This is a genomic window from Nocardioides sp. WS12 (assembly GCF_014108865.1).
In the GTDB taxonomy this organism is placed as follows: Bacteria; Actinomycetota; Actinomycetes; order Propionibacteriales; family Nocardioidaceae; genus Nocardioides.
In genome coordinates this window covers 1,479,056-1,502,094 of the sequence record NZ_CP053928.1, presented here as the reverse complement: position 1 = coordinate 1,502,094, position 23,039 = coordinate 1,479,056, and the positions used below count along the sequence as shown (strand labels likewise).

Annotated in this window: 22 protein-coding genes; 10 read left to right on the top strand and 12 right to left on the bottom strand. The window is 68.1% G+C overall.

Features of this window, described 5'->3' with window-relative positions; translation table 11 throughout:
- Window positions 1-6: 6 nt before the first annotated feature.
- Genes HRC28_RS07035 through HRC28_RS07010 form a run of 6 tightly spaced genes read right to left on the bottom strand, consistent with a single transcriptional unit; the run spans window position 7 to window position 5,209 of the window.
- The gene (locus HRC28_RS07035; RefSeq protein WP_182379423.1) at window positions 7-1,635 is read right to left on the bottom strand and encodes an AMP-binding protein; all 1,629 of its coding nucleotides are present in this window, start codon (window positions 1,633-1,635) and stop codon (window positions 7-9) included.
- The gene (locus tag HRC28_RS07030; RefSeq protein WP_182379422.1) at window positions 1,635-2,438 is read right to left on the bottom strand and encodes an enoyl-CoA hydratase-related protein; all 804 of its coding nucleotides are present in this window, start codon (window positions 2,436-2,438) and stop codon (window positions 1,635-1,637) included. The genes HRC28_RS07035 and HRC28_RS07030 overlap by 1 nt, the downstream gene beginning before the upstream one ends.
- Complete coding sequence (locus tag HRC28_RS07025) at window positions 2,435-3,238, bottom strand: enoyl-CoA hydratase-related protein (protein WP_182379421.1); 804 nt, start codon at window positions 3,236-3,238, stop codon at window positions 2,435-2,437. The genes HRC28_RS07030 and HRC28_RS07025 overlap by 4 nt, the downstream gene beginning before the upstream one ends.
- Entirely contained in the window at window positions 3,235-3,999 is a 765-nt protein-coding gene (locus HRC28_RS07020) for an enoyl-CoA hydratase/isomerase family protein (RefSeq protein ID WP_202033252.1), read from the bottom strand. The genes HRC28_RS07025 and HRC28_RS07020 overlap by 4 nt, the downstream gene beginning before the upstream one ends.
- A gap of 23 nt (window positions 4,000-4,022) precedes the next feature.
- Entirely contained in the window at window positions 4,023-4,760 is a 738-nt protein-coding gene (gene fabG / locus HRC28_RS07015) for a 3-oxoacyl-ACP reductase FabG (RefSeq protein ID WP_182379420.1), read from the bottom strand.
- On the bottom strand, window positions 4,757-5,209 hold the full coding sequence (locus tag HRC28_RS07010) for a MaoC family dehydratase (RefSeq protein ID WP_182379419.1): 453 nt from the start codon (window positions 5,207-5,209) through the stop codon (window positions 4,757-4,759). The genes fabG and HRC28_RS07010 overlap by 4 nt, the downstream gene beginning before the upstream one ends.
- A gap of 105 nt (window positions 5,210-5,314) precedes the next feature.
- Between HRC28_RS07010 and HRC28_RS07005 the strand changes: the two genes are divergently transcribed.
- The 5 genes from HRC28_RS07005 (at window position 5,315) to HRC28_RS06985 (ending at window position 10,612) form a co-directional block, all read left to right on the top strand.
- Window positions 5,315-6,466: an acetyl-CoA C-acetyltransferase gene (locus HRC28_RS07005; RefSeq protein ID WP_182379418.1), complete on the top strand. Its 1,152-nt coding sequence runs from the start codon at window positions 5,315-5,317 to the stop codon at window positions 6,464-6,466.
- A gap of 14 nt (window positions 6,467-6,480) precedes the next feature.
- Window positions 6,481-7,638: an acyl-CoA dehydrogenase family protein gene (locus tag HRC28_RS07000; protein ID WP_182379417.1), complete on the top strand. Its 1,158-nt coding sequence runs from the start codon at window positions 6,481-6,483 to the stop codon at window positions 7,636-7,638.
- Between the two features lie 105 nt (window positions 7,639-7,743).
- Window positions 7,744-8,940, top strand: a complete 1,197-nt coding sequence (locus HRC28_RS06995) for an aminoglycoside phosphotransferase family protein (protein ID WP_182379416.1) — start codon at window positions 7,744-7,746, stop codon at window positions 8,938-8,940.
- Window positions 8,937-9,623 carry a nitroreductase gene (locus HRC28_RS06990; protein WP_182379415.1) on the top strand — a complete coding sequence of 229 codons (687 nt, stop codon included), beginning with the start codon at window positions 8,937-8,939 and terminating at the stop codon, window positions 9,621-9,623. Before HRC28_RS06995 ends, HRC28_RS06990 begins: the two co-directional genes overlap by 4 nt.
- Window positions 9,620-10,612 (top strand): MBL fold metallo-hydrolase, encoded by a 993-nt coding sequence (locus HRC28_RS06985; RefSeq protein ID WP_182379414.1) that lies wholly within the window; start codon window positions 9,620-9,622, stop codon window positions 10,610-10,612. Before HRC28_RS06990 ends, HRC28_RS06985 begins: the two co-directional genes overlap by 4 nt.
- 63 nt (window positions 10,613-10,675) lie before the next feature.
- On the opposite strand, the gene HRC28_RS06980 is transcribed toward HRC28_RS06985, so the two are convergent.
- Window positions 10,676-11,539 carry an SDR family oxidoreductase gene (locus HRC28_RS06980; RefSeq protein ID WP_182379413.1) on the bottom strand — a complete coding sequence of 288 codons (864 nt, stop codon included), beginning with the start codon at window positions 11,537-11,539 and terminating at the stop codon, window positions 10,676-10,678.
- 87 nt (window positions 11,540-11,626) lie between these two features.
- Window positions 11,627-12,031, bottom strand: coding sequence for an SCP2 sterol-binding domain-containing protein (locus HRC28_RS06975; RefSeq protein WP_182379412.1), 405 nt, complete (start codon window positions 12,029-12,031; stop codon window positions 11,627-11,629).
- A gap of 154 nt (window positions 12,032-12,185) precedes the next feature.
- Between HRC28_RS06975 and HRC28_RS06970 the strand changes: the two genes are divergently transcribed.
- On the top strand, window positions 12,186-12,743 hold the full coding sequence (locus HRC28_RS06970) for a TetR/AcrR family transcriptional regulator (protein ID WP_182379411.1): 558 nt from the start codon (window positions 12,186-12,188) through the stop codon (window positions 12,741-12,743).
- A 63-nt stretch (window positions 12,744-12,806) separates the two neighbouring features.
- Here the strand turns inward: HRC28_RS06970 and HRC28_RS06965 are convergent, their stop codons facing one another.
- The 3 genes from HRC28_RS06965 to HRC28_RS06955 are packed head-to-tail and all read right to left on the bottom strand — an operon-like array spanning window position 12,807 to window position 17,049.
- The gene (locus HRC28_RS06965) at window positions 12,807-14,213 is read right to left on the bottom strand and encodes an aldehyde dehydrogenase family protein (RefSeq protein ID WP_182379410.1); all 1,407 of its coding nucleotides are present in this window, start codon (window positions 14,211-14,213) and stop codon (window positions 12,807-12,809) included.
- Window positions 14,214-14,242: 29 nt separating this feature from the next.
- Window positions 14,243-15,511: a cytochrome P450 gene (locus HRC28_RS06960; protein ID WP_182379409.1), complete on the bottom strand. Its 1,269-nt coding sequence runs from the start codon at window positions 15,509-15,511 to the stop codon at window positions 14,243-14,245.
- Window positions 15,512-15,513: 2 nt separating this feature from the next.
- On the bottom strand, window positions 15,514-17,049 hold the full coding sequence (locus HRC28_RS06955) for an acyl-CoA synthetase (protein WP_182379408.1): 1,536 nt from the start codon (window positions 17,047-17,049) through the stop codon (window positions 15,514-15,516).
- 182 nt (window positions 17,050-17,231) lie between these two features.
- Here HRC28_RS06955 and HRC28_RS06950 point away from each other — a divergent pair, with 182 nt between their 5' ends.
- Together HRC28_RS06950 and HRC28_RS06945 are read left to right on the top strand one after the other, a co-directional pair.
- Window positions 17,232-18,074, top strand: coding sequence for an SDR family oxidoreductase (locus HRC28_RS06950; protein ID WP_182379407.1), 843 nt, complete (start codon window positions 17,232-17,234; stop codon window positions 18,072-18,074).
- A 2-nt stretch (window positions 18,075-18,076) separates the two neighbouring features.
- Window positions 18,077-19,612: a carboxyl transferase domain-containing protein gene (locus HRC28_RS06945; protein ID WP_182379406.1), complete on the top strand. Its 1,536-nt coding sequence runs from the start codon at window positions 18,077-18,079 to the stop codon at window positions 19,610-19,612.
- 37 nt (window positions 19,613-19,649) lie between these two features.
- Here HRC28_RS06945 and HRC28_RS06940 read toward each other — a convergent pair whose 3' ends face one another.
- On the bottom strand, window positions 19,650-20,315 hold the full coding sequence (locus tag HRC28_RS06940; protein ID WP_182379405.1) for a TetR/AcrR family transcriptional regulator: 666 nt from the start codon (window positions 20,313-20,315) through the stop codon (window positions 19,650-19,652).
- 95 nt (window positions 20,316-20,410) lie between these two features.
- On the opposite strand from HRC28_RS06940, the gene HRC28_RS06935 reads away from it, so the two are divergent.
- Both HRC28_RS06935 and HRC28_RS06930 read left to right on the top strand, forming a co-directional pair.
- Entirely contained in the window at window positions 20,411-21,430 is a 1,020-nt protein-coding gene (locus HRC28_RS06935) for a hypothetical protein (RefSeq protein ID WP_202033251.1), read from the top strand.
- Window positions 21,427-23,007: a PEP-utilizing enzyme gene (locus HRC28_RS06930; RefSeq protein ID WP_182379403.1), complete on the top strand. Its 1,581-nt coding sequence runs from the start codon at window positions 21,427-21,429 to the stop codon at window positions 23,005-23,007. Before HRC28_RS06935 ends, HRC28_RS06930 begins: the two co-directional genes overlap by 4 nt.
- The last annotated feature ends 32 nt before the right edge of the window (window positions 23,008-23,039 follow it).

Below are 23,039 nucleotides of genomic sequence, written 5' to 3'. Positions count from 1 at the left end.
ATTAGATTATGCGTGGATCTCACGCAATGCCGGGGTCCCGATCAGGTCGGCCAGCTTGAATTTCTGGACCTTTCCGGTCGGAGTGGACGGCAGCTCGCCAGCCAGGAACCAGCGCGTGGGCACCTTGTACGGCGACAGGCGTTCGCGGCAGTGCTCGATCAGCGACGTCACCAGAGCCGAGGGATCCTCCGCCGCAACCGCGTGGCGCAGGTGCACCGCCACAGCGACGATCTCGCCCATCCGCTCGTCGGGCAGCCCGAAGACCGTCGCGTCAAGGACTGAGGCGTGTTCGGCCAGGCAGGACTCGATCCCGGCGGGGGCGATGTTCTCGCCGCCGCGGATGATCAGCTCCTTGAGCCGCCCCGTGAGCGTGATGTAGCCGCGCTCGTCCATGGCGCCCAGGTCGCCCATGTGCACGAACCCGTCGGCGTCGACCGCGGCCGACGTGGCGGCAGGGTCGTGGAGGTACTCGATCAGCTGCTGGTAGCCGCGGGCGCAGATCTCGCCGGGCTCACCGAGTGGCTGCACCGCACCGGTCACGGGGTCGACGATCTTCACGTCGACCTGCGGCAGCGGGTGGCCCACGGTCGTCAGCTTGTCCTGCCGGGAGTCGCCCGGGCGGGTGGCCGTGAGCACCGGGGAAAGCTCGGTCTGGCCGAAGACGTTCGTGACGGCTGCCCCGAAGACGCGCTCGGTGGCCTCGATCAACGTGGCCGGCACGTTCGCGGCCCCGCCGAGAGCGACCTTCAGTTGCGGCGCCGGCAGGTCGGAGACGCGTTGCGCCTCGACCAGGGCGCCGAGGACGGCCGGCACGAAGAACAGCACGTCGACGTTCTCGCGGCGCATCGTCTCCAGCACGGGCGCCGGCGCGAACTGCTCGACCAGCACCTCGGTGCCGCCGAGCCACAGCGGCCCCAGGGTTCCGATGACGCACGCGGCGGTGTGGAACATCGGCAGCGGATTGATGGTCACCGCGCCGGCCGGCACGTCGACGTACTCCATGGTCAGCTTGGCGACGTTGACCAGGGAACGGTGCCGCAACAGCACGCCCTTGGGGTTGCCCGTCGTACCGGAGGTGTACTGCAACATCACGGGCAGTTCCGGATCGGTGGGCGCCTCGGCGATGACGGTCGGATCGACCACGTCGGCGCGCCACTCGTCACGGTCGGTGAGACTGATCAGCCGCAGGTGCGGGCGATCCGCCGCGACGTCGCGGGCAACGCTCGCCATGTCGTAGTCGCGACTGCGGTCCGCGTGCAGCAGCACCGTGCAGCCCGAGTGGTCCACGGCATAGGCGAGTTCGGGCGCGCGCAGCACGGGGTTGAGCGCGACCAGGACGACCCCGGCCAGCGCGGCACCGTGCTGGATCAGCACCCACTCGACGACATTGGGAGCCCAGAGCGCAACGTGGTCGCCGGGCGCCGAGACGCGACGCAGGCCGGTTGCAATGAGCTGGGCCTCGCGGTGCAGCTGTGCGTAGGTCAGGCGGACCTCGCTCGAGCCTGTCGAGACGCCCACCAGCGCCAGCCGGTCGGGGTACGACGCCGCGCGCTCCGCGAGCAGGCCCGGGACCGTGAGCTCGCTCAGCTCGACGCTGGTGTCTGCGGGCAGGAAGGACGTCGTGAGCGCGGTCATCAGCTCTCCTGGTCGGCTGCCGCCCCGAACACGGGACGTCGCTTCTCGGCGAACGCCGTCACGCCCTCGGCGAAGTCGTCGCTGTCCCAGAGCATCGTCTGGTTGCGGATCTCGAGGTCGAGGACGGCGAGCGGGTGGCGGGCCTCACCGGCGAGCATCTGCTTGATCACACCCAGCGCGAGCGGCGGACCGGCCGCCAGGACGGCAGCGTCCTCGAGTGCAGCAGCGAGAGCCTCCCCCGGCTCGACGACGCGGTCGACGAGACCGATCACTCCCGCTTCCGTGCCGCTGGTCCGGGAACCGAACATCAGCATCTGGCGGGCGCGGGGCGCGCCGATGCGGGCGGGTAGCGAGGAGAAGATCCCCATGTCGCCGGCCAGGCCGACCGCGGTGAACGTCGTCGCGAAGGTCGCCTCGCCCGACGCCACGATGCGGTCGCAGGCCAGCGCCAGCGCGGTACCCGCACCGAAGGCCGGGCCCTCTACCGCGGCAACGACCGGCTTCGGGGTGTGCCACAGGGCGCGGACGATGCGTTGCGCGGCCTGTGCGCGGGCCGTCGTCTCGTGGCGAGGAGCCCGCGTCATCGTGGCGATGTCGCCGCCCGAACAGAAGGCGCCACCGGTGCCTGTCAGCACGATCGCGCGCACGGCCGGCTCGGCATCGGCTGCCTCGATCGCCTCGGCCAGGGCGTGGCGCAACGGCAGGTCGATCGCGTTGCGGACATGCGGCCGGTTGAGGCTGATCACCCGGACGGGCCCGCGGTCCTCGACCAGGACCAGGCCCACGTCTTCCGAGGCGGTCATCGGCCCTCGTAGGTGCCGGTGCGCCGTTCGATCACGGCGGCGAGCGCCTCCCGGCTGTCGGCAGTTCCGGACAGTTCGGAGACCACCCGGGCCTCCTCGGGCAGCCGCTCGGCGACAGTGGACCCGAGCCCGTCCCAGACCAGCCGCTTGGTGGCCGAGAGGCCGAGCGGCGGCTGCGCAGCCAGGTCTGCAGCGAGCTGGTCCACGGCAGCAGCGAGTTCGGCATCGGGCACGACCCGGGACACGATGCCGAGGTCGCGCGCCTCTGCAGCGCCCAGCGTCGGGTTGGTCAGCAGGATGTCCATGGCCCGGCGGAGCCCGACGATCCGGGCCAGCGTGACCGTCGTACCGCCGTCGGGGGCCATGCCGACGCGAACGGCGCCGGAGAAGAATTTCGCTCCCTCGGCCGCGACGACGAGGTCGGCAGCGCAGACGAAGCCGAAGCCCGCTCCCCCGGCGGCAAAACCCTGCACCTGCGCGATGACCGGGGCCTTGAGCTGGATGAGCGCCGCGGTGGCGAGCTGCAGCCAGGCGGTGGCCTCGCGGAGGTAGTCGGGCAGGTCCTCCCCCTTGCTCAGGAAGGTCTTCACGTCGCCACCGGCGCAGAAGTTGCGGCCCTCGCCGCTGAGGATCACGACCCGCACGGTCGGCTCGGCGTGGCAACGCAACACGACCTCGTGCAGGACGCGCAGCAGATCGGCGTCGACGGCGTTCGCCGCCTCGGGCCGGTTGAGCCGGATCCGGGCGATGCCGTCGGTGATGTCGAGCAGGACAGGGCCTTCTGAGACGAGCGCGGTCATGCTGGGCCTTCCTTCCGGCCGGCGAACGCCGACACGCTGGCACCACCGGCGTCGCCGGCGATGTGGGAGACGACGGCGTCGAGCTCGAGGTCGAGCCCCGCCGGGAGATCGGTGGCGAGGCCCTCGCGGACCAGCCCCTTGATCGTGCGTACGGCGTCCGGTCGGCGCGTCGCGAGACGACTCACGAAACGGTCCACCTCGGCGTCGAACGACTCGGCCGGGTAGGCCCGGTAGGCCAGCCCCCACTCAACGGCGTCGACGCCGGTCAGCCGGTCACCGGACAGCAGCAGCCCGAGCGCCCGCTGCGCGCCCACAAGGCGGGGCAGGCGTTGCGAACCGCCGCCGCCCGGCACCATGCCGAAGTTCACGTGGTTGTCGCTGATCCGGGCGTCGTCGCGGACCAGGACGACATCGCAGGCCTGCATCAGTTCGAAGCCACCGGCCATGGCGATGCCCTCGACGGCGGCGATCACGGGCTGCGCGATCGCGCCCACGGCCTCGCAGGCCCCCCGGAACGCGTCGAACAGGCTGCGCAGGGCTGCCGGTCCCTCGTCACGAAGCCGCTGGACCTCGGCGAAGTCACCGCCGGCACAGAAGTTGCCGCCCGCGCCGCAGATCAGCACGACGTTGACCGCGGGGTCCTCGCCCGCAGCCCGGATCGCCTGCTCGAGGGCCACCGCGAGAGCCGTGGTGACGGCGTTCATCGCCTCCGGCCGGTCGAGCGTGATCCGTGCGACGCCGTCGGCGATCACGAGCTTCACGGGGGGAGCCCAGACGGGAGTGTTCACATCCCCCTCCCACCGGAGACCTCGAGCACGGCACCGGTCATGTAACTGGACAGGTCGGACGCCAGGAAGGCCACGACGTTCGCGATCTCCTCGGGCTCACCTGCGCGACGCATCGGGATGGTGGCCTCGGTGGCGGCGTAGGCCTCCGGCGTCATCGCCTCGGTCATCGGCGTGCGGATCAGCCCGGGCTGGATCGCGTTGACCCGGACCCCGTGGTGGGCCAGCTCCTTGGCCGCGGCCTTGGTCATGCCAACGATGCCGGCCTTGGCCGCGCTGTAGTTGGTCTGTCCCGGATTGCCACTCTTGCCGGACATCGACGAGATGTTGATGATGCTGCCGCGCTTCGCTTCCCGCATGACTTCGCTGGCAGCCCGGATGCCGAGCCAGGTGCCTTGCAGGTGGACGGTGATCACGGCCCGGAAGTTCTCGAGCGTCATCTTCTTCAGCGACGCGTCCCGGGTGATGCCGGCGTTGTTGACGATCACGTCGAGGCCGCCGTACTCGGCGACGGCGCCGGCGACGAGCGCCGCGACACTCTCCTCGGACGTGACGTCACAGGCGACCCCGCGGGCGGCCGGACCGATCGCAGCGGCCGCCGCTTCGGCCTTTGCGCCGTCGAGATCGGCAATGGTGACGCGCGCGCCGTGGCCGACGAGGGTGGTCGCGATCGCCAGACCGATCCCCTGGGCAGCACCGGTGACGATGGCGGTGCGACCTTCAAGCAGCGCGGTCATGCGATGTACCGCACGATCGAATGGACGACTGCGGCTGGCTTGTCAGAGCCTTCGATCTCGAAGGTGCTCTCGAACGTTGACTGCACGGCGCCCTCGAGCGACGTCACCGACAGCACCGTCGCGGTCAACCGGATCTTGGAGCCGACCGGCACCGGCGCCATGAAGCGCACCTTGTCGAGGCCGTAGTTCACTGCCATCCGGACGTTGTCGACCCGGTAGAGCTGGTTGAGCAGTGGCGGCAGCAGGGACAGCGTGAGGAAGCCGTGGGCGATGGTCGCGCCGAAAGGGCCGTCCGCTGCCCGCGCCGCGTCGACGTGGATCCACTGGTGGTCACCCGTGGCGTCCGCGAATGTGTCGATCCGCGCCTGGTCGATCTCCAGCCAGTCCGACGTGCCCAGCACGTCGCCCTCTGCGTTCGCGAAGCCCGCCACGCCGTCGTACACCTTCACCTGTGTGTCCTGTCTCGCTCAATCGATCATAGATTTTGAATCGAAACTAAATTATAGTCTAGTTTTGAAAAGAGCAATGCCGAGAACGTCAACGCAGGAGGATCCATGTCCGAGGCCTACATCGTCGAAGCTGTCCGGACGCCCGTCGGGCGCCGCAAGGGCGGATTCGCCGACGTCCACCCCGCCGACCTCGCCGCGCACTCGCTCAAGGAGCTCGTCGCACGCGCTGGCGTCGACCCGTCGGCCATCGAGGACGTCATCCTCGGTTGCCTCGACAACATCGGCGCCCAGGCCGGCGACATCGCCCGCACCTCCGCCCTCGCGGCCGGCTTCCCCGAGACCGTGCCCGGCGTGACGATCGACCGCCAGTGCGGCTCCGCCCAGCAGGCCGTGAGCTTCGCAGCCATGGGCGTCAAGAGCGGGATGCAGGACCTCGTCATCGCTGGTGGCGTCCAGAAGATGACCCAGTTCCCGATCCTCTCGGCCTTCGGCGCTGGCGAGGCCTTCGGTTCCACCGACCCGTGGACCGGGTGTGAGGGCTGGCAGGCCCGCTACCCCGGCGAGGAGATCTCCCAGTTCCGCGGCGCCGAGATGATGGCGGCGCACTGGAAGCTCACCCGCGACGACTGCGAGGAGTGGGCCTTCCAGAGCCACCAGCGTGCGTTGGCCGCGATCGACGCGGGCTACTTCGACAAGGAGATCTCTGCGTTCGCAGGCGTCACCGCTGACGAGGGCCCGCGCCGCGACACGACGCGCGAGAAGATGGCCACTCTCCAGACCCTGGTCCCGACCGGTGTCCTGACCGCCGGAGTCGCCTCTCAGATCTCCGACGCCTCGGCTGCCCTGCTGATCGCATCCGAGGCCGCCGTCAAGCAGCACGGTCTCACCCCGCGCGCCCGGATCCACCACGCATCGGTCCGCGGGGATGACCCGGTCATGATGCTCTCGGCGCCGATCGCCGCCACGCAGTACGCCCTGAAGAAGGCCGGCCTGACCATCGAGGACATCGACGTCGTCGAGATCAACGAGGCGTTCGCGCCTGTTGTGCTCGCCTGGAACAAGGAACTCAACGCCGACCCGGCAAAAGTGAACCCGAACGGCGGCGCCATCGCCCTGGGCCACCCGATCGGTGCGACCGGCGCGCGGCTGATGGTCTCGATGCTGCACGAGCTCGAGCGCACCGGTGGCCGCTACGGCCTGCAGACCATGTGTGAGGGCGGCGGCCAGGCCAACGTCACCATCATCGAGCGTCTCTGAGAGCGGGTACGACGATGGAACGCACGCTCTTCGACGAAGACCACGAGTCCTACCGGGCCACCGTTCGCGAGTTCCTCGCGCGCGAAGTCATCCCCCACAAGGACCAGTGGGACGACGACAAGTGGATCCCGCGGGAGGTCTTCAAGGCAGCAGCCGAGGCCGGCCTCTACGGCCTCCAGATCCCCGAGGAGTTCGGCGGCAGCGGAGTCAGCGACTACCGGTACCGCTTGGTCGTGGGCGAGGAGGTGGCCCGTGCCAACGCCATCTCGTTCAGCGTCACGCTCGGACTCCAGGACGACCTCTTCCTGGCCTACCTACTGGGTCGCGCGAACGACGAGCAGAAGAAGCGGTGGCTCCCCGGCTTCGCAGCCGGTGACCTGATCGGCGCACTGGCGATGACGGAGCCCGGAACGGGCAGCGACCTCCAGGCGATCCGCACCTCGGCCCGACGCGACGGCGACCACTTCGTCGTCAACGGGCAGAAGACGTTCATCTCCAGCGGCATCATGGCCGACTTGATCGTCCTCGCCGTGCGCACCGACCCCGAAGGCGGCTCGAACGGCTTCAGCCTGCTCATGGTCGAGGCGGACTCGACGCCCGGCTTCGAGCGCGGCCGCAAGCTCGACAAGATCGGCCTGCCGGCCCAGGACACCGCCGAGCTGTTCTTCACCGACGCCCGCATCCCGGTCGAGAACCTCCTGGGTGAGGAGGGCCAGGGACTGAAGTACCTGATGAGCCACCTCCCTCGCGAACGCCTCGGCGTCGCGAACCAGTCGATCACCACGGCCCGTGCGACGCTCGACCAGACCATCGCCTACCTCAAGGACCGCACGGCGTTCGGCAAGCGGCTGATCGACTTCCAGAACACCCGCTTCGAACTGGCCGAGATGGACACCGAGCTCGACGTCGCCCAGGCGTACGTCGACGCCTCCGTCCTCGCGTTCAACGCCGGCACGCTCACGCCGGTCGAGGCAGCCAAGGGCAAGTGGTACGTCAGCGAGCTGCAGAAGCGAGTCATCGACCGGTGCCTCCAGCTCCACGGCGGCTACGGATTCATGCGCGAGTACGCCGTCGGCAAGGCGTACATCGACACCCGGATCCAGACCATCTACGGCGGCACGACCGAAATCATGAAGGAGATCATCGGCCGCGACATCGCCGGTGGACGTTGATCGCCTGACCCAGACGACCGCCCGGGCCCGGATACAGCAATCTCCAGCCCGGGCGGTTTCTTGCTCCAGCTCCTTAATCGAAATTCAATGAACCGGAGGCCCTCGATGCCGCTGCGGGACACCCTTGCCATTGCCACCATGGTCGGACAGGTGGCCACCACCGTGGCCCGCGAGCGCTTCGGTCCCGCCGTGAAGCTGGACCGGCCGGACGCCGTACCCCCGAACGCGGAGACGGTCACGACCGACTGGCTCACCCAGGCGCTCTGCCGTGCGGTTCCTGGCGCAGCGGTCACCTCGATCGACATCATCGGTGGCAGCGACGGCACCTCGTCGCGCCGTGCCCTGTTGGTCGGCTACAACGACGCGGGGCGCGATGCCGGGCTGCCGACGCACCTCTTCAGCAAGGCGGCAGCGGGGCTGTTCTCCCGACTGCTGCTCGGCCTCACCGACATCGCCGAGGGCGAGTCGCTCTTCTACAACCAGGTCCGTAACAGCCTGGACCTGCGCAGCCCCCGGTCGTACTACGCGGGCTTCGATCCGCGCACCCGGCGGTCACTGGTGATCCTCGAGGACCTGTCCGTCGACGGCTGGTCCTTTCCCGACCCGCAACACAACAAGGTCACCCGCGCCGACGCCGAGGACATGGTTGCCGAGATGGCGCGCTACCACGGTGCGCTCTGGAACAGCCCGCGGTTCGCCACCGACCTGTCCGCCCTCAAGCACGCGGAGCGCTGGCAGCAGGACCTCGATCGTCGGGTCGGGTTCAGGTCCCGCACCCTGCGGGGGTTCGACCGGGCGAGCGCCGTCCTGCCCGAGCGACTGGTGGCCCGACGGAACGAGCTCTACCCGGCCTTCCACCGTGCGCTGGCGTTGCACCACGACACGCCCTCGACGCTGTTGCACCAGGACCTGCATCTCGGCAACTGGCTCCGGGACCCCGCGGGCCGGATGGGCCTCTACGACTGGCAGTGCGTGGCGCGGGGAAACTGGGCGCTGGACTACGCCTACGCGCTGGCCGGTGCCCTCGAACCGGAGGACCGACGCGAGTGGGAGGAGGACCTGCTTCGTGGCTATCTGGCTCGGCTCGCCGCCGAGGGCGTGACAACGGCGCCTGACTTCGACAGTGCGTGGCTCGCCTATCGTCAGCAGCCCATGCATGCGTTCGCCTTCGGCCTGTTCACCCTCGGTGGCAGCCGGTTCGAACCAGAGCTGCAACCCCGCGACTACACGCTCGCCGCGATCGGGCGGATTGCCCGGTTCGTCGACGACCACACGACGCTCGACGCCCTGGAGGCCCGATGACCACCGCCACCACCACTACTGCGGACGCCCTCGAAGACCTGCTGTCCTCTCGGTACAGTTGCCGCGGGTTCCTGCCCCAGACCGTCGACGGCACCGACCTCCGGCGCCTCTTCACGATGGCGCAGCGCACGGCGTCGTGGTGCAACTCGCAAGCCTGGCAGGTCGAGCTCCTCAGCGGCGACGCCGTGACCGCTCTTTCGGAGCGGCTGCTCGCCCACGTCCCGGTGGCGGCGGAGAAGCCGGACATCGCCGGCCCGGAGCGCTACGAGGGCGTGTACCAGGACCGGCGCCGGGCCTGCGGCTTCGAGCTCTACAACGCTCTCGGCATCGCGCGCGACGACCAGACCGGTCGCCTGATGCAGATGCTGGAGAACTTCCGGTTCTTCGGCGCACCGCACGTCGCGATCATCACCAGCCCCCAGGCGCTCGGGACGTACGGCGTCATGGACTGCGGCGGATACGTTGCGACGCTGCTCGCTGCGGCCGAGTCGCTGGGCGTCAACGCGATCGCCCAGGCGGCCATCGCCATGTTCGGCGACGTCGTTCGCGCCGAGATCGGCATCCCCGAGGACCGCTCGATCGTCTGCGCCGTCTCCCTCGGGTACGCCGACCCCGAGCACCCGGCGAATGCCTTCCGCACCGTGCGGGAGGACGTCGACGTGGCCGTCGCCGGGCTGCCATGACCCTCACACGGATCACCGACCGGGTCACCCTCATTCAGCTGCCCCTGCCGCTCGAGGGCCTCACCAGCGTCAACTGCTACGTCCTGCGCGGCGACAGCGAAGCCGTGCTGGTCGACCCGGGCTGGTCCTCGCCGGAGACCGAACGGGCCCTGCTGGACGGGCTGGGCGAACTCGGCCTTGGGCCGGCCGACATCGGCCGGGTGCTCACGACCCACCACCACTGGGACCACTACACGCAGGCGATCACCTGGCAGGGCAAGCACGGGATTCCCGTTCATCTCGGGCGCGGCGACGCACCCAGCATCGAGGCGTGGCACTCACTGGACGGGGCCTTCCCGCGACAGGTCGGCCTGCTTCGACGAGCAGGAGCGCACGGCCTTGCCGCCGAGGTCGAGGCCATGCCCGCCGAGGTGCACGAGCAGGACATGGACTTCGACCTACCGGCCGGCTGGATCGACGACGGAGCCGAGATCGATCTCGGCGGCCTGGTCGTGCGCGCGCACGCGACACCCGGCCACACGCGCGGCCACGTCTGCTTCGAGGTCGTCGGCGAGGACCTGCTGCTCAGCGGCGACCACGTCCTGCCGCGGATCACGCCGTCGATCGCCTACGAGCGCGAGCCGTCCGAGGACTCCCTGACGTCGTACCTCGGCTCGCTGAGGCTGGTCGCCGACCTGCCGGGGGCCCGGCTGCTGCCGGCGCACGGCGCCATCGGTGACAGCGCGGCCCAACGGGCGAAGGAACTGATCGCTCACCACGACGAGCGACTTGACGTGATCCGATCTCTCGTCGTGAGCGGTCATGCAACCGCTCACGACATCGCCGCTGCGATGACGTGGACCCGGCGCGAGCGCCGCCTCGACGACCTGGACCTGGTGCATCGGATGACGGCGGTACTCGAGGTCGCCGCCCACCTGACGGTCCTCACCCATGACGGCATCGTCGCCCGGACCACCGACGAGGGCGTAGCGCAATACGCGGCCATGTGATTGCCTGAAAACGAGAGAAGGGCCCGGAAGTCGATCACAGACTCCCGGGCCCCTCGGTTCTGGTCAGCCGATGGGGTTCTTGCCGATCGTGGCGTCGTCGAGGTCCGCGATGTCGCTCCAGCGCTCGGAAACCTCGCGCAGCGACGGCGGCTCGGTGAACACGGCGCCCTTGTTCTGGAACTGGGCCACGCGGTACACCTGCCCCCCTCCGGCAACGAAGACAGCGCCGTTGTCCGTGGACTCCTCGGTCAACAAATAGGTCACCACCGGTGACACATAGGCCGGCGGCAGCTTGTCGAGGAACTCCTGGGGCGCGATGTCCTCGGTCATTCGCGTCGCAGCCATGGGAGCGATCGCGTTGACGTGGATGCCGTCGCGGGCACCCTCGATGGCGAGGGTGTTGAGCAGACCCACGAGGCCGGCCTTCGCCGCGCCGTAGTTGGCCTGGCCGAAGTTGCCGAACAGGCCACTGGTGGAGGTCGCCATCACGATCCGGCCGAAGCCCTGCTCACGGAAGTGCGGCCAGACGGCCTTGCTCATGTGGAAGCCACCGTCGAGATGGACCGCCTGCACGAGCTTCCAGGCATCGACATCCATCTTGGAGAAGGACGTGTCGCGCAGGATGCCCGCGTTGTTCACGAGACCGTGCACGGCACCGAACGTGTCGATGGCGGTGGCGACGATGCCGGCCGCACCCTCGGCGGTCGCGACGCTGTCGTAGTTCGCGACGGCCTCGCCGCCAGCGGCGCGGATCTCCGCGACCACGGCGTCCGCCATCGTCGTACCTGCGCCGCTGCCGTCGCGCGCGCCGCCGAGGTCGTTGACGACCACCTTGGCGCCGACGCTTGCCAGGAAGAGCGCGTACTCGCGTCCGAGCCCGCCGCCCGCACCGGTGACGATGACGACCCGACCTTCTACTCCAGCCACTGTGTTCCCCTGCAAATCGTTCTGGTCATGGATGGTGAAACCCTGCGGCCCGGTTTTCCCCCGCCGGACCGCAGGGTGCTGAGTGGGTCAGGCGACGACGAGGTCGTCGCGACCGGCCGCCTTGAGAGTGGCGACGTACTTCGGGAAGAGCTTCTTGCCGAGGGGGGCCAGCTTGAGCAGGCTCGCGACGTTGCCGTCGACCTTGATCTTGCCCCGGGCCATCGAGAGGGGCAGGTTGACCTTGCCCTGCCAGTAGGCGCTGCCGAGCTCAGCGGTCATCCGCATGGTCGCGATGGGGGCGGCCATGCCTTCGCCGGCGCCGATCTCCTTCTTGCCCATGTCGATCACGAGGTCGGCGTCGGGATCGGAGAAGACGAACTTCACGACGATGCCGGTGGCCTCCATCTTCGGCCCGACCTCGGGGTCGTCGAACCCGGCCTGGAACACGCTGCCGATGTAGTGGCGAACCTCGTCCGCATCCTTGAAAGCCATTGCTGGGCCCTTCTCCCTCGCGAGCCACCCGACGTGGCCTCATTGACGTGACGACCGTAACATAAGTTAGGTTATGGTGGAAGAGGTGTCACCGGGTCCGGTCCCGACGACCGACGACGCCCTACGATGACCGTCGAGAGTTGAGGAGTCAGCCATGACTGAACGGCAGGTCCGCCGCAACGAGGCGTTGCGTGCTTCGTGGTTCGAGGGTGCCAACGAGATCCTCGCGACCGATGGCTATGGCGCACTGAAGCTCGCTCCCCTGTGCAAGAAGCTCGGCGTCACGACCGGATCCTTCTACCACTCGTTCGACAACTGGCAGGACTTCACCGACGCGCTGCTCGACGCCTGGCTGGACGAGCGCACCCAACAGACCGTCGAGATCGTCCGCAAGACCGAAGACCCGGTCGACCGGCTGTTGCAACTCGCCGACGCCACCGCCGAACTGATGCACCAGACCGAGGCAGCAATCCGGGTCTGGGCGGGCGTCGATGAGCGCGTCGCCATCGTGCAGCGCAAGGTCGACGACGGGCGCTACCAGGTCGTCAACGAGGCGATGACGCAGATCGTCGGCGCCGAGCAGGCCGAACGGTTCACCGTCTGGGGCCTGAGCACCCTGATCGGCTACGAGATGATCGCCGGACGGCACGGTCGCGAGCACCTGCTCTGGTCGCTGCAACACATTCTGGCCGACGCCCGGGCCGAGGCCTGAGGTCCCGACAGGCTCGACCAACGGCTTCCCGTTGATCGAGCCTGTCGAGATCAGAACAAGCGATCAGAACAAGCGGCGCATCAGCGCGCGTGCCTTCGGGCCGTACGGCGGGTAGACCAGCGCCGGATCGGGACGGAAGCCCTTCACAGCCACTGACTTGCGGTGACTGAGGGCTTGGAAGCCCCATTCACCGTGGTACGCGCCCATGCCGCTCGCCCCGACGCCACCGAAGGGCAGACTCGGGATGAGGTAGTGGATCGCGCAGTGGTTGACCACGGCCCCGCCTGCGGGGATCTGCTCGACGATCCGCTCGGCCACCGCACGGTCCTTGCTGAACACGTAGAGCCCGAGCGGCTTGGGGCGACCGTTGACGAAGCCGATGACCTCGTCGACGGTCTCGAAACTGCGGACCGGCAAGATCGGACCGAAGATCTCCTCGGTCATCGCCGGCTCGTCGGGGTCCGGGTCGACGAGGATCGTCGGCTCGATGGTGAGAGCCGTCGCGTCCGTCCCTCCTCCGGCGACGATGGTGCCCTTGGTGCTCTGCAGATAGCCCGCCAGCCGGTCGAACTGACGCTGGTTGACGATCCGCTTGGGGCCTTCCTCGATCGTGAAGGCCGCCATCGTGTCGCGGATCTTCGCGACCAGCGCTTCCTTGACCGACTCCTGCACCAGCACGTAGTCGGGCGCGATGCAGGTCTGGCCGGAGTTCATCAGCTTCACCCAGGCGATCCGGCGCGCGACGACGTCGAGGTCGGCATCCGCCGTGACGATCGCGGGGCTCTTGCCGCCGAGTTCGAGGATGACCGGTGTCAGCGTGTTCGCAGCACCCGCCATGATCTTGCGGCCGATCTCGGTGCCACCCGTGAAGAACGCGTGGTCGAAACCGAGCGCGAGCAGGGCCTGGGTGGTGATGCCGTCGCCCTCGACCACCGCAACGGCGTCCTTGTCGAGGTACTCCGGCAACGCCTCGGCCAGAAGGCGTGACGTGGCGGGAGCGACCTCGGAGGGCTTGAGGACCACGCAGTTGCCCGCGGCCAGTGCGGCGACCATCGGGCCGAGCGACAGGTTGACCGGGTAGTTCCAGGGGCCGATCACCAGCGCGACGCCGAGCGGCTCGTACTGGATCCGGGCACTGGCCGGCATCTGGGTCAACGGCACCCGACGCCGCTGCGGACGCATCCACCGCTTCAGGTGCTTGATGGCCAGCTCGGCCTCACCCTTCGGCGGCGCGATGTCACCGAACCAGGCCTCGAACGAACTCCGGCCCAGGTCAGCAGCCAGCGCCTCGGCGATGTCGGTCTCACGCTCGGCACAGAACCGCAGCAGTCCTTCGAGCTGCGCCTTGCGCCATTCGTAGCTGCGCGTCCGACCCGAGGCGTACGTCGCGCGCAGGCGTGCCATCAGGTCCTCGAGACCCGCGTCTGCGACCGCTGCTGCGGCCTTGGGTGTGCCAGTGGACTTGGCCATGATCAACCTTTCAGCGCCTCGGCGCAGTGTCATCGGAGGGTGTAGGGCATCCGCTTGACGGCCCGCACGAAGTTGCCGGTGAGGTACTCGGGCTCGCCGAGTTCCAGGTTGGGCGCACGACGAAGCAGGTTGTCGAAGATCTCGCGCAGCTGGATCTTGGCCACAAAGTTGCCCATGCAGAAGTGCGGGCCGCCGCCCCCGAAGCCGACGTGCGGGTTCGGGTCGCGCAGGATGTCGAACTGGTCGGCGTTCTCGAACACCGACTCGTCCCGGTTGCCGGAGGAGTAGATCATCGCGATCCAGTCCCCCGCCTTGATCTGCTGGCCACCGAGAACGGTGTCCTCGGTCGCCGTACGACGGAAGGTCATCACCGGCGTCACCCAGCGGACGAACTCCTCGATCGCCGTACCAATGCGGCCTTCGTAGTCCTCCAGGAGGAGCGCCTTCTGCTCGGGGAACTGGTTCAGCGCCCGCATGGTGAGGCTGATCGAGTTGCGCGTGGTGTCGTTGCCCGCGACGGAGAGCAGCACGAAGAACGCGCCGATCTCGTCGTCGGTGAGCTTCTGGCCCTCGACCTCGGCGTTGACCAGGCCCGTCATCAGGTCGTCCTGCGGATTGTTGCGGCGCTCCTCGGCGAGCTCCATGCCCATCATCAACAGGCCGACGAGGGACTCGTTGAGCACCTCGCCGGGCTCCCGGCCAGCGGCCACTTCTTCGTCAGCCCAGGAGACCATGCCGTCGGCGTGGTGGGCGGCCTCGAGCCGCTTGTCGATGTCGGTGAGGCCGACCATCTCGTAGATCGTCCACATCGGCAGCCGCTTGGAGACCATCTCGACGAAGTCACCCTCGGGGTGCTCGAGCAGGTTCGTGACGATGTCGTGGGCCTGGCGCTTGATCTGATCCTCGATGGCCTTGACCCGCTTGGGGGTGAAGGCCGAGCTGACCAGGCGACGCAGGACGGGGTGCCGCGGCGCGTCCATGCCGAGGAAGCTGCCGGCGGCCTCGTTGACGTCCTCGGGGACCTCCTCCATCTGGAAGCCCTGGCCCGAGCAGAACAGCTGGGTGTTCTTGCTGACCTCCTGGATCAGCGCGTGGCTGGTCACCACCCAGACACCCGGGTTCTCCGAGGGGATGAGAGCGCCCTCGATGGGCGGGTGCCAGCTGATCGGAGCCTCGGCGCGAAGCTTCTGGAAGGTGATCTCGCGTTCCTCGGCCGTGCCGGACCAGAAGGCCAGTTCCGAGATGCTGTTCGGGTGGAAGGTGCGGGCGTTGTTGTCGGTGCCCTGTGCAAGCGTCATGGTCAGACTCCAGTGGGGACGTAGAGCTTCTCGAGCTCGCGCTTGACGAGCTTGCCGGTGGGGAGCCGAGGGATCTCGGCAATGAAGTCAACGGAACGCGGCGCCTTGAAGCGGGCGATCCGTTCGCGGGTGTAGTCGATGATCGACTGGGCCAGCTCGTCGCTGGCCGCGGACGGGTCCTTGAGCTGAACGACCGCCTTGACCGACTGGCCCATCTCCTCGTCGGGCACGCCGATCACGGCCACGTCGTAGATGTCCGGGTGCAGCGTGAGCACGGCCTCGACCTCGGCGGGGTAGATGTTCACTCCGCCCGAGATGATCGTGAACGCCTTGCGGTCGGTGAGGAACAGGTATCCGTCCTCGTCGAGATAGCCCAGGTCGCCAACGGCGGTCCATGTGCCGTGCTGCGGGTGCGTCGCCTCGTCGGTCTTGTCCGGGTCGTTGTGGTACTCGAAGGGCCTGATGTCGCGCTCGAAGTAGACCGTGCCGACCTCGCCGGCAGCGAGCTCCACGCCTTCGTCATCGCAGATGTGGGTGATGCCGATCATCGCCTTGCCGACCGAGCCGCGCTTGGTGAGCCACTCGGGCGAGGAGATGAAGGTGATGCCGTTCTGCTCGGTGGAGCCGTAGTACTCGAAGACCACCGGGCCCCACCAGTCGATCATCGCCTGCTTCACGTCCGGCGGACACGGAGCGGCGGCATGGACGGCCAGGCGCAGCGTGCCGTGCGCGTACTTCGCCCGCGTCTCCTCGGGGAGCTGGAGCATCCGGACGAACATGGTCGGGACGAACTGGGCGCAGGTGACGCCGTACTTCTCGATGGCGGCGAGGGCGCCCTCGGCGTCGAACTTCTCCATCATCACGACGGTGCCGCCGAGGGCGTGCACCGCGCCACTCCACTTGAGAGGCGCGGCGTGATAGACCGGCGCCGGCTGCAGGTAGACGTCGGCCGGGCCGACCTTGAACGGGCCGCCCAGCAGGCCGGTGATCGGGTCCCCGGGCTGGTCGATCTGGATCGGGAGCATTGCCTGCTTGACGCCTTTCGGGCGTCCGGTGGTGCCCGACGAATACATCATGTCCGAGCCGCGGGGCTGGTCAGCGAGCCGCTCGCCCGCGTTCGCGATCAGGTCGTCGTACGACGCGTAACCGGCAACCTCGCCACCGAAGGCGAAGGCGTGGGCAACATCGGGGGCCAACTCGCGAACCCGTCCGGCGATCGGCACGGCGGCCGCCACGATCAGCGCAGAGGCGCCGCTGTCCTTGACGATGTAGGCGACCTCGTCCGCGGACAGGTTGCGATTGACGGGCGTGATGTAGAGACCCGAGCGCATGCACGCCCAGTAGATCTCGAAGCATTCCGCGGCGTTGTCGGTGAGCATGGCGACGACGTCGCCCTTGCGCAGACCGAGGCCGTTCAGCGCGCTGGCGAGGGCAGCTGACCGGTCATCGAGCTGGCCGTAGGTCAGCGTCCGACCCGAGCCGGTCATCACGACGGCCGGGTGGTCGGGGTTGGTCGCGGCGTGGACTCCTGGATACATCGGGCACCTTCCAAATTCGATCAGAGATGAGATTCCAACCTCCACTCGCACCGCGGTCCCAAGAATCTGCGGGTTGTGTGGGGTGTCACAAAGTACCGTAACCTGAGTTATGCTCGACGTCCAGAGGGCACCTTGCCAGGTCGTCACTTTTCTGATTCTCTATTAAAAACCTTGGAGGCGACATGAGCTCATCGACCGGAATCCGCACCCTGAGCGGGAAGCGGATCGCGATCACCGGCGCGGGCCGTGGCATCGGACGCGCGACCGCAGAGGAGTTGCACCGCCGCGGTGCACTCGTCGCGATCGGCGACATCGACGCCGACTCAGCCAAGGACGCCGCAACCTCCATCGGTGCCGACGTGACCGCGCACCACATCGACGTCACCGACAGCGAGTCCTTCGCGAGCTTCCTCGCCGATGCCAAGCAGGCGATGGGCGGCCTCGACGTGCTCATCAACAACGCCGGCGTCATGCCGATCGGGCACTTCCTCGACATCGCAGAGCCGACCGTCCGCCGCGCCATGGAGATCAACCTGCTCGGCCCCACCTTGGGCATGCGCGCCGCCCTGCCCGACATGATCGCGAACGGCTCCGGCCACATCGTCAACGTCGCGTCGGTCGCCGGCAAGGCGGCGGTGCCCGGTGGGCTCTACTACTGCTCCCACAAGGCCGGCATCATCGCCCTCACCGAGGGCGCCCGTCTCGAGTTCGGCGCCCGGGGCATCGACTTCACCTGCGTGATGCCGTCCTTCACCAACACCGATCTGGTCGCCGGCACGAAGGGCACGAAGTTCCTCAAGAACGTCGAGCCCGAGGACGTCGCGAAGGGCATTGCCGAGGCGATCGAGAAGAAGCACCTCGACGTCTACCTGCCGAAGTCCCTGCGCCAGATCACCTTCACCCAGGCCCTGACCGGACGCCGGATGCGCGACTTCCTCAACCGGCGACTCGGCGCCTACAACACGTTCCTCGACATCGACCAGTCCGGCCGGGCGGCGTACAACGAGCGGATCAGCAAGAGCTGACCGTGTTGCCGCACGAACTCGCCACGGCAGCCCTTTACGACTCGGCCCGACCGGACGCCGTACGACGTCAACACGGGCGGGGCAAGCGGACAGCGCGCGAACGGATCGCACTGCTCGTCGACGACGGGAGCTTCCGGGAGATCGGCGCGCTCGCGCGCCCCGACGAGCCCGGTCCCGACGGGCAGCCGATCCTCGCCGACGGCATCATCATCGGTACGGCCCGCATCGACGAACGGCCGGTCGTCGTGGTCGCGACCGACTTCATGTCGGCCGGTGGCAGCAACGGCCTGATCGGCAACGAGAAGCAGCGCCGGGCGATGGAGATCGCGGCGACCCGCGGGCACCCGCTGGTGATGCTGTTCGACGGCGGCGGGCACCGGATCCATGAAGGCCTCGACGCCCGCGACTTCGCCGGTGGCTTCGACATCCAGCAGGCCCAGACCCGGCTCAGCGGGTGGGTGCCGATGGTCGCGGCGATCCTCGGGCCGGGCTACGGCCAACCCACGATTGCCGCATCGTTGTGCGACTACGTCGTCGCGGTCCGCGGCATCGCGTCCCTGGGCATGGCACCGCCTGCACTGGTGCGCGCGGCCACGGGCGAGACGACCGATGCGGACGTCCTCAACGGGCCGGATGCCCAGGCGTCGTACGGCACGATCGACGCGGCCGTCGACACCGAGGAGGAGGCGCTCGAGGCCCTGCGCTGGTACCTCGACCTGCTCCCCTCGAACGCCGAGGCCGAACTCCCCCGAGAGGTCCCGGCGCTCCCCCGGGCCGACGCCGCGCGGTCGCTCGACGATGCCGTGCCGGCGAACCTGCGCGTCGGCTACGACATGTCCGAGGTGGTCGCCGGCATCGTCGACGACGACAGCGTGGTGGCGCTCAAGTCGGCCTTCGCGCCGAACCTGCTCACCGCCCTCGCTCGCATCGAGGGCCGCCCGATCGGCATCATCGCCAATCAGCCACTCTCCAAGGCAGGCATGCTCGACGCCGCGGCCGCCGACAAGGCGGCCCGCCTGGTATCGCTGTGCGATGCGTTCGGCCTGCCGATCCTCGTCCTGATGGACCTGCCCGGCATGGCCGTGGGTGCCGAAGCGGAGCAGTCCGGCCTGGCCCGCTCAAGCGCCCGGTTGTCCCTGGAACTGGGGGCCGCCACCGTGCCGACCTTCACTGTCGTCGTCCGCAAGGGGTACGGCGGTGGATACGTGATGATGTCCGGCGGCCGCACCTTCCACCCCGAACTGGTGGTCGCCTGGCCCCACGCCGAAACCGCCGTCATGGCCGTCGAAACGGCGGTCGAGCTCGTCTTCCAGCGCGATCTTGCCGCTGCGCCGGATCCAGCCGGTCGTCGTACGGAATTGATCGAGCAGTACCGCGGACAGCTCGGCGCGGTGCGCGGCGCCGAGGGCTTCGGGTACGACGCCGTGATCCGGCCGAGCAAGACCCGCGACTGGCTCGCCGACCTGCTCGCGGTGCTACCGCGGCATCGATTGATGGACACCTTCACGCCTCGTCGCCACAGCGTCGCGCCGCTGTGACTGCCGGACTGGCCGCTCCCCTGACCTCACGTCGTACCTAGGAAAGGAGAACCTGATCACCGCTGGCTGACCCCTTCAGGCGTTCGATCGCGTTGATCAGGAAGCTCAGGTCGTTTTCGTAACCAGCGATCCAGTCGTGTTGAGAGATGCCGTATTGGCGCGCGACCTGACGTAGCCGGGGATAGATGTCGGGCGGGAGTCGATCCAGGCGGGCTCGTTCGTCGGTGTCAGCATGTCGACGGTGTTCACGGATGGCGGCGCCGACGAGATGGTCGGTGAGCAGTCCGATGGCCTGGACGGTCGAAGTCTCGTCGAACCCGGCATCGAGAAGCGTCGCGAACATGGATTCGCGGATCGGGTCGAGCATCGGGTCTGAAGTCGGGCGGCGCAGGAGAAGTTCAGCGAGGCTGGGGTGCGCGATAAAGGCGGCGTGCATCGAGCGCATCGCGGCGGCCATTTGCTCCTGCCACGGAACGGCGGGATCGGGCGTGTGTGCGACGCCATCCAGAGCACGCTGGACCATCGCGTCGAGGAGGCCCTCCTTGTTCTCGAAATAGGTGTAGATCGTCATCGGGCTGACATTGATGGCCGCGGTGAGCGCCCGGATGTTGATCGCGCCGGTTCCGTCGACGTCGGCGATCTCGAGCGCGGCGTCGAGGAACAGGTCAGCGTTGAACGTACGACTCGGACCACGACGGGGCATGACTTCATGGTAGCGCTCGTATAGAGTAACGGTTGTACAGAGTTATGGATCGGCGAGGACATCCCCCGCCGTCACCGACGAGGAGTGTGGTCGACGTGGCGCAGGTCAATCCGTTCGATGTGGACGGAGAGCACGATCTACTGCACGCGCCGCCAGAAGGCGTTGCTGGGTGGAGCGAGACGATGTACTTCAGCGTGTGGAATCCGGACGCTGGCGTAGGGGTCTGGATCCACACCGGCCGCTGCCCCGAAGATCCCGACCTGTGGTGGGCACAAACCGCCGCACTACTCCCTGACGGCGCCTTGTTGATGGACATGTCATGGGGCCGCCCGGTGGATCGACGGGGTCCATCAACGGGGAACCTGACAGTCCGCTGCGAGGAGCCGCTGACGCGATGGACGCTGAGTTTCGATGGCGCAGGCGAAGCGACCACGACCGAGCGCACGGCACAGGGGCCGGTCGGGGCTGGTCCATGTCTGCCGTTTGCGTTCGACGTCGAACTGAATGCGATCTCTCCGGTGTGGGACATGGACCGTGCGTTGGGGATCACCGACCTCAGCTGGGCGCACATGCACCACGAGCAAGCGTTCCGCACGACGGGCGAACTGCGTGTCGGCGAGCGTTCCTGGCGCCTGGACGGGGTCGGTTTCCGCGATCACTCGCACGGCCCGCGAGACTTCACCTCGCTCGGCGGCGATCACTTCTTCAATGTCGTCTCGCCGACGACGGGTCGCGTCGCGCACGGACTGGTCAACTGGAGGCAAGACGGATCGGTGGACCACCGGACCTTCGCCACCTACTCCGAGAGCGATGGCTATCAACTGTTCGCCACAGGCTCCATGATCGGCCTCCAGGACCCGGTCACGCATTCACCGCGCGGGATCACTGTCCATGTCGGTGACGATCTCGTGCTGACCGGCGAGGTGCTGCACGGCCTGACCGTGTCGCTCATCGAACCCAACATCAACATCAACGGCCTCGCAGCATTTCACCCCGACCCGCTCGTCTTGACCGAGAGCATGATCCGCCTCGAATGGCCGGACGGCGACGTCGCCTACGGGATGCTCGAACGCGACTACCGGAGCCGTCTGCTGCCTTCGCCGGAGGCGCGATGACCATGCCTGCTCCCTTCTGGACGACAGTCAACGCGAGCGAGGCATTGCCGGGCGTCGTGACCCCCATGACGTGGAGCCTGTTCGATTCAGCGCTCGAAGTCGGGCTGCGCCGCTCGTTTCATGAGGTTGGTGTCCTCCACGCCAGCGAACTCGGTGTTCCCACCCGCCCGGATCGCCGGTTTCTGGATGTGTTCAGCGGCCGAGTCGCGATCAACCTCGACACGTGGCGGGCGACCGCCGACAAGATTCCCGGCACTTCCGGCGACGCGCTCGAGCAACAGATGTTCGGCTCGGCCCGCGAGGACATTCCATCCCTGCGCTCTCGACGTCGCTATCCGCATGTCGCCCTTCGCATGCCCATAGCGGCGGCACGCGTCGTCCGTGAGGTCCACGCCGCGCGGGACGCCAGCACCACCCTGTGGAGATCGACCCTGTCCACGCCACCGCGGGATCTCGCTGGTGCCGCCGACGTGTTGCTCGCATCGCGTGATGCGTTGACCCACAACTTCCACTGGCACGGCGTCGGAACCATGCTTGCGCAAGGTTGCCATGACCAGCTCGCCCATCTCTGCCGCATCCACGAACTCGAGGGCCTTGAACTTTCGCTGCTGACCGGATTCGACGACCTGGAGGAACGCGCCATGCTGAACGACCTCCAAGCACTCGCCGCCGGCAAGATCGAACTCCAGACCTTCCTCGGCGAACACGGGTACCACGGCCAGGGTGCCGCCGAGATTGCCATCCCATCGTGGCGCGTCGACCCGGCCCCGGTGCATCGTCTGATCGCTTCGTTTGCTGAATCGACGCCAGAAGACCGTGGCGGACAGGTTCGAACGGAGCGGCAGCGCGCGACGAACGAACTTCTCGCGGCCGTGAGCGGGCCTCGCGTACCGTTGGCGAAGCTGCTCCTCCGGGCCGGGCTGCGGTTCATGCCGTTGCGCGAGGCCGGCCGCAAGGGAGTACTCCTCGCGGCCGACACCGCCCGCATGGCCGTACAGGTCGCCGCACACGACCTGGTCAGCCGCGGCGCGGTGACGGCCGAAGACGACGTTCTCTTCCTCACGATTGAGGAACTTGTTCGACCGCCCGATGACCTCGCTGCCATCGTCGCTCACCGACGCGCAGCGCACGACGCGCACACGCGGACACCGATCCCGGCGACGTGGTACGGCACCCCTACGGCCAATGCTGGTGACACTCCCCTGAGCAGCACCGACCCGAACAATCCGCTCCGCGGGATCGCCGCGAGCACCGGCGTCGTCGAAGGACCCGCACGAGTCGTGGTCGATCCCGTCATCGACGAGCTCGAACCTGGCGAGATCCTGGTCTGCCGCACCACCGATCCCAGTTGGGCCTCCACCTTCATGCTCGCCGCCGGCGCTGTGATCGAGGTCGGCAGTGCACTCAGCCACGGCGCGATCCTTGCACGTGAGCTTGGCGTCCCCTGCGTCATCAACGTCGCCGACGCGACCACCCGGCTGAAGACCGGCGACATCATCCGCATCGACGGTCGCACGGGCGACATTGCCGTGATCAGTCCATCAACGAGGGAGGCGCTCAGGCCAGACCCTCGGTAGCCGGGAGCCTGGTTGAACAAACGAAACCTCCG

Bases quoted from the DNA above. Each gene is read 5' to 3' on its own strand.
- HRC28_RS07035 (WP_182379423.1), bottom strand. From the start codon at position 1,635: ATGACCGCGCTCACGACGTCCTTCCTGCCCGCAGACACCAGCGTCGAG.
- HRC28_RS06975 (WP_182379412.1), bottom strand. From the start codon at position 12,031: ATGGCTTTCAAGGATGCGGACGAGGTTCGCCACTACATCGGCAGCGTG.
- HRC28_RS06990 (WP_182379415.1), top strand. From the start codon at position 8,937: ATGACCACCGCCACCACCACTACTGCGGACGCCCTCGAAGACCTGCTG.
- HRC28_RS06965 (WP_182379410.1), bottom strand. From the start codon at position 14,213: ATGGCCAAGTCCACTGGCACACCCAAGGCCGCAGCAGCGGTCGCAGAC.
- HRC28_RS06995 (WP_182379416.1), top strand. From the start codon at position 7,744: ATGCCGCTGCGGGACACCCTTGCCATTGCCACCATGGTCGGACAGGTG.
- HRC28_RS06960 (WP_182379409.1), bottom strand. From the start codon at position 15,511: ATGACGCTTGCACAGGGCACCGACAACAACGCCCGCACCTTCCACCCG.
- HRC28_RS07000 (WP_182379417.1), top strand. From the start codon at position 6,481: ATGGAACGCACGCTCTTCGACGAAGACCACGAGTCCTACCGGGCCACC.
- fabG (WP_182379420.1), bottom strand. From the start codon at position 4,760: ATGACCGCGCTGCTTGAAGGTCGCACCGCCATCGTCACCGGTGCTGCC.
- HRC28_RS06950 (WP_182379407.1), top strand. From the start codon at position 17,232: ATGAGCTCATCGACCGGAATCCGCACCCTGAGCGGGAAGCGGATCGCG.
- HRC28_RS06985 (WP_182379414.1), top strand. From the start codon at position 9,620: ATGACCCTCACACGGATCACCGACCGGGTCACCCTCATTCAGCTGCCC.
- HRC28_RS06940 (WP_182379405.1), bottom strand. From the start codon at position 20,315: ATGCCCCGTCGTGGTCCGAGTCGTACGTTCAACGCTGACCTGTTCCTC.
- HRC28_RS06930 (WP_182379403.1), top strand. From the start codon at position 21,427: ATGACCATGCCTGCTCCCTTCTGGACGACAGTCAACGCGAGCGAGGCA.
- HRC28_RS07030 (WP_182379422.1), bottom strand. From the start codon at position 2,438: ATGACCGCCTCGGAAGACGTGGGCCTGGTCCTGGTCGAGGACCGCGGG.
- HRC28_RS06955 (WP_182379408.1), bottom strand. From the start codon at position 17,049: ATGTATCCAGGAGTCCACGCCGCGACCAACCCCGACCACCCGGCCGTC.
- HRC28_RS06970 (WP_182379411.1), top strand. From the start codon at position 12,186: ATGACTGAACGGCAGGTCCGCCGCAACGAGGCGTTGCGTGCTTCGTGG.
- HRC28_RS07005 (WP_182379418.1), top strand. From the start codon at position 5,315: ATGTCCGAGGCCTACATCGTCGAAGCTGTCCGGACGCCCGTCGGGCGC.
- HRC28_RS07025 (WP_182379421.1), bottom strand. From the start codon at position 3,238: ATGACCGCGCTCGTCTCAGAAGGCCCTGTCCTGCTCGACATCACCGAC.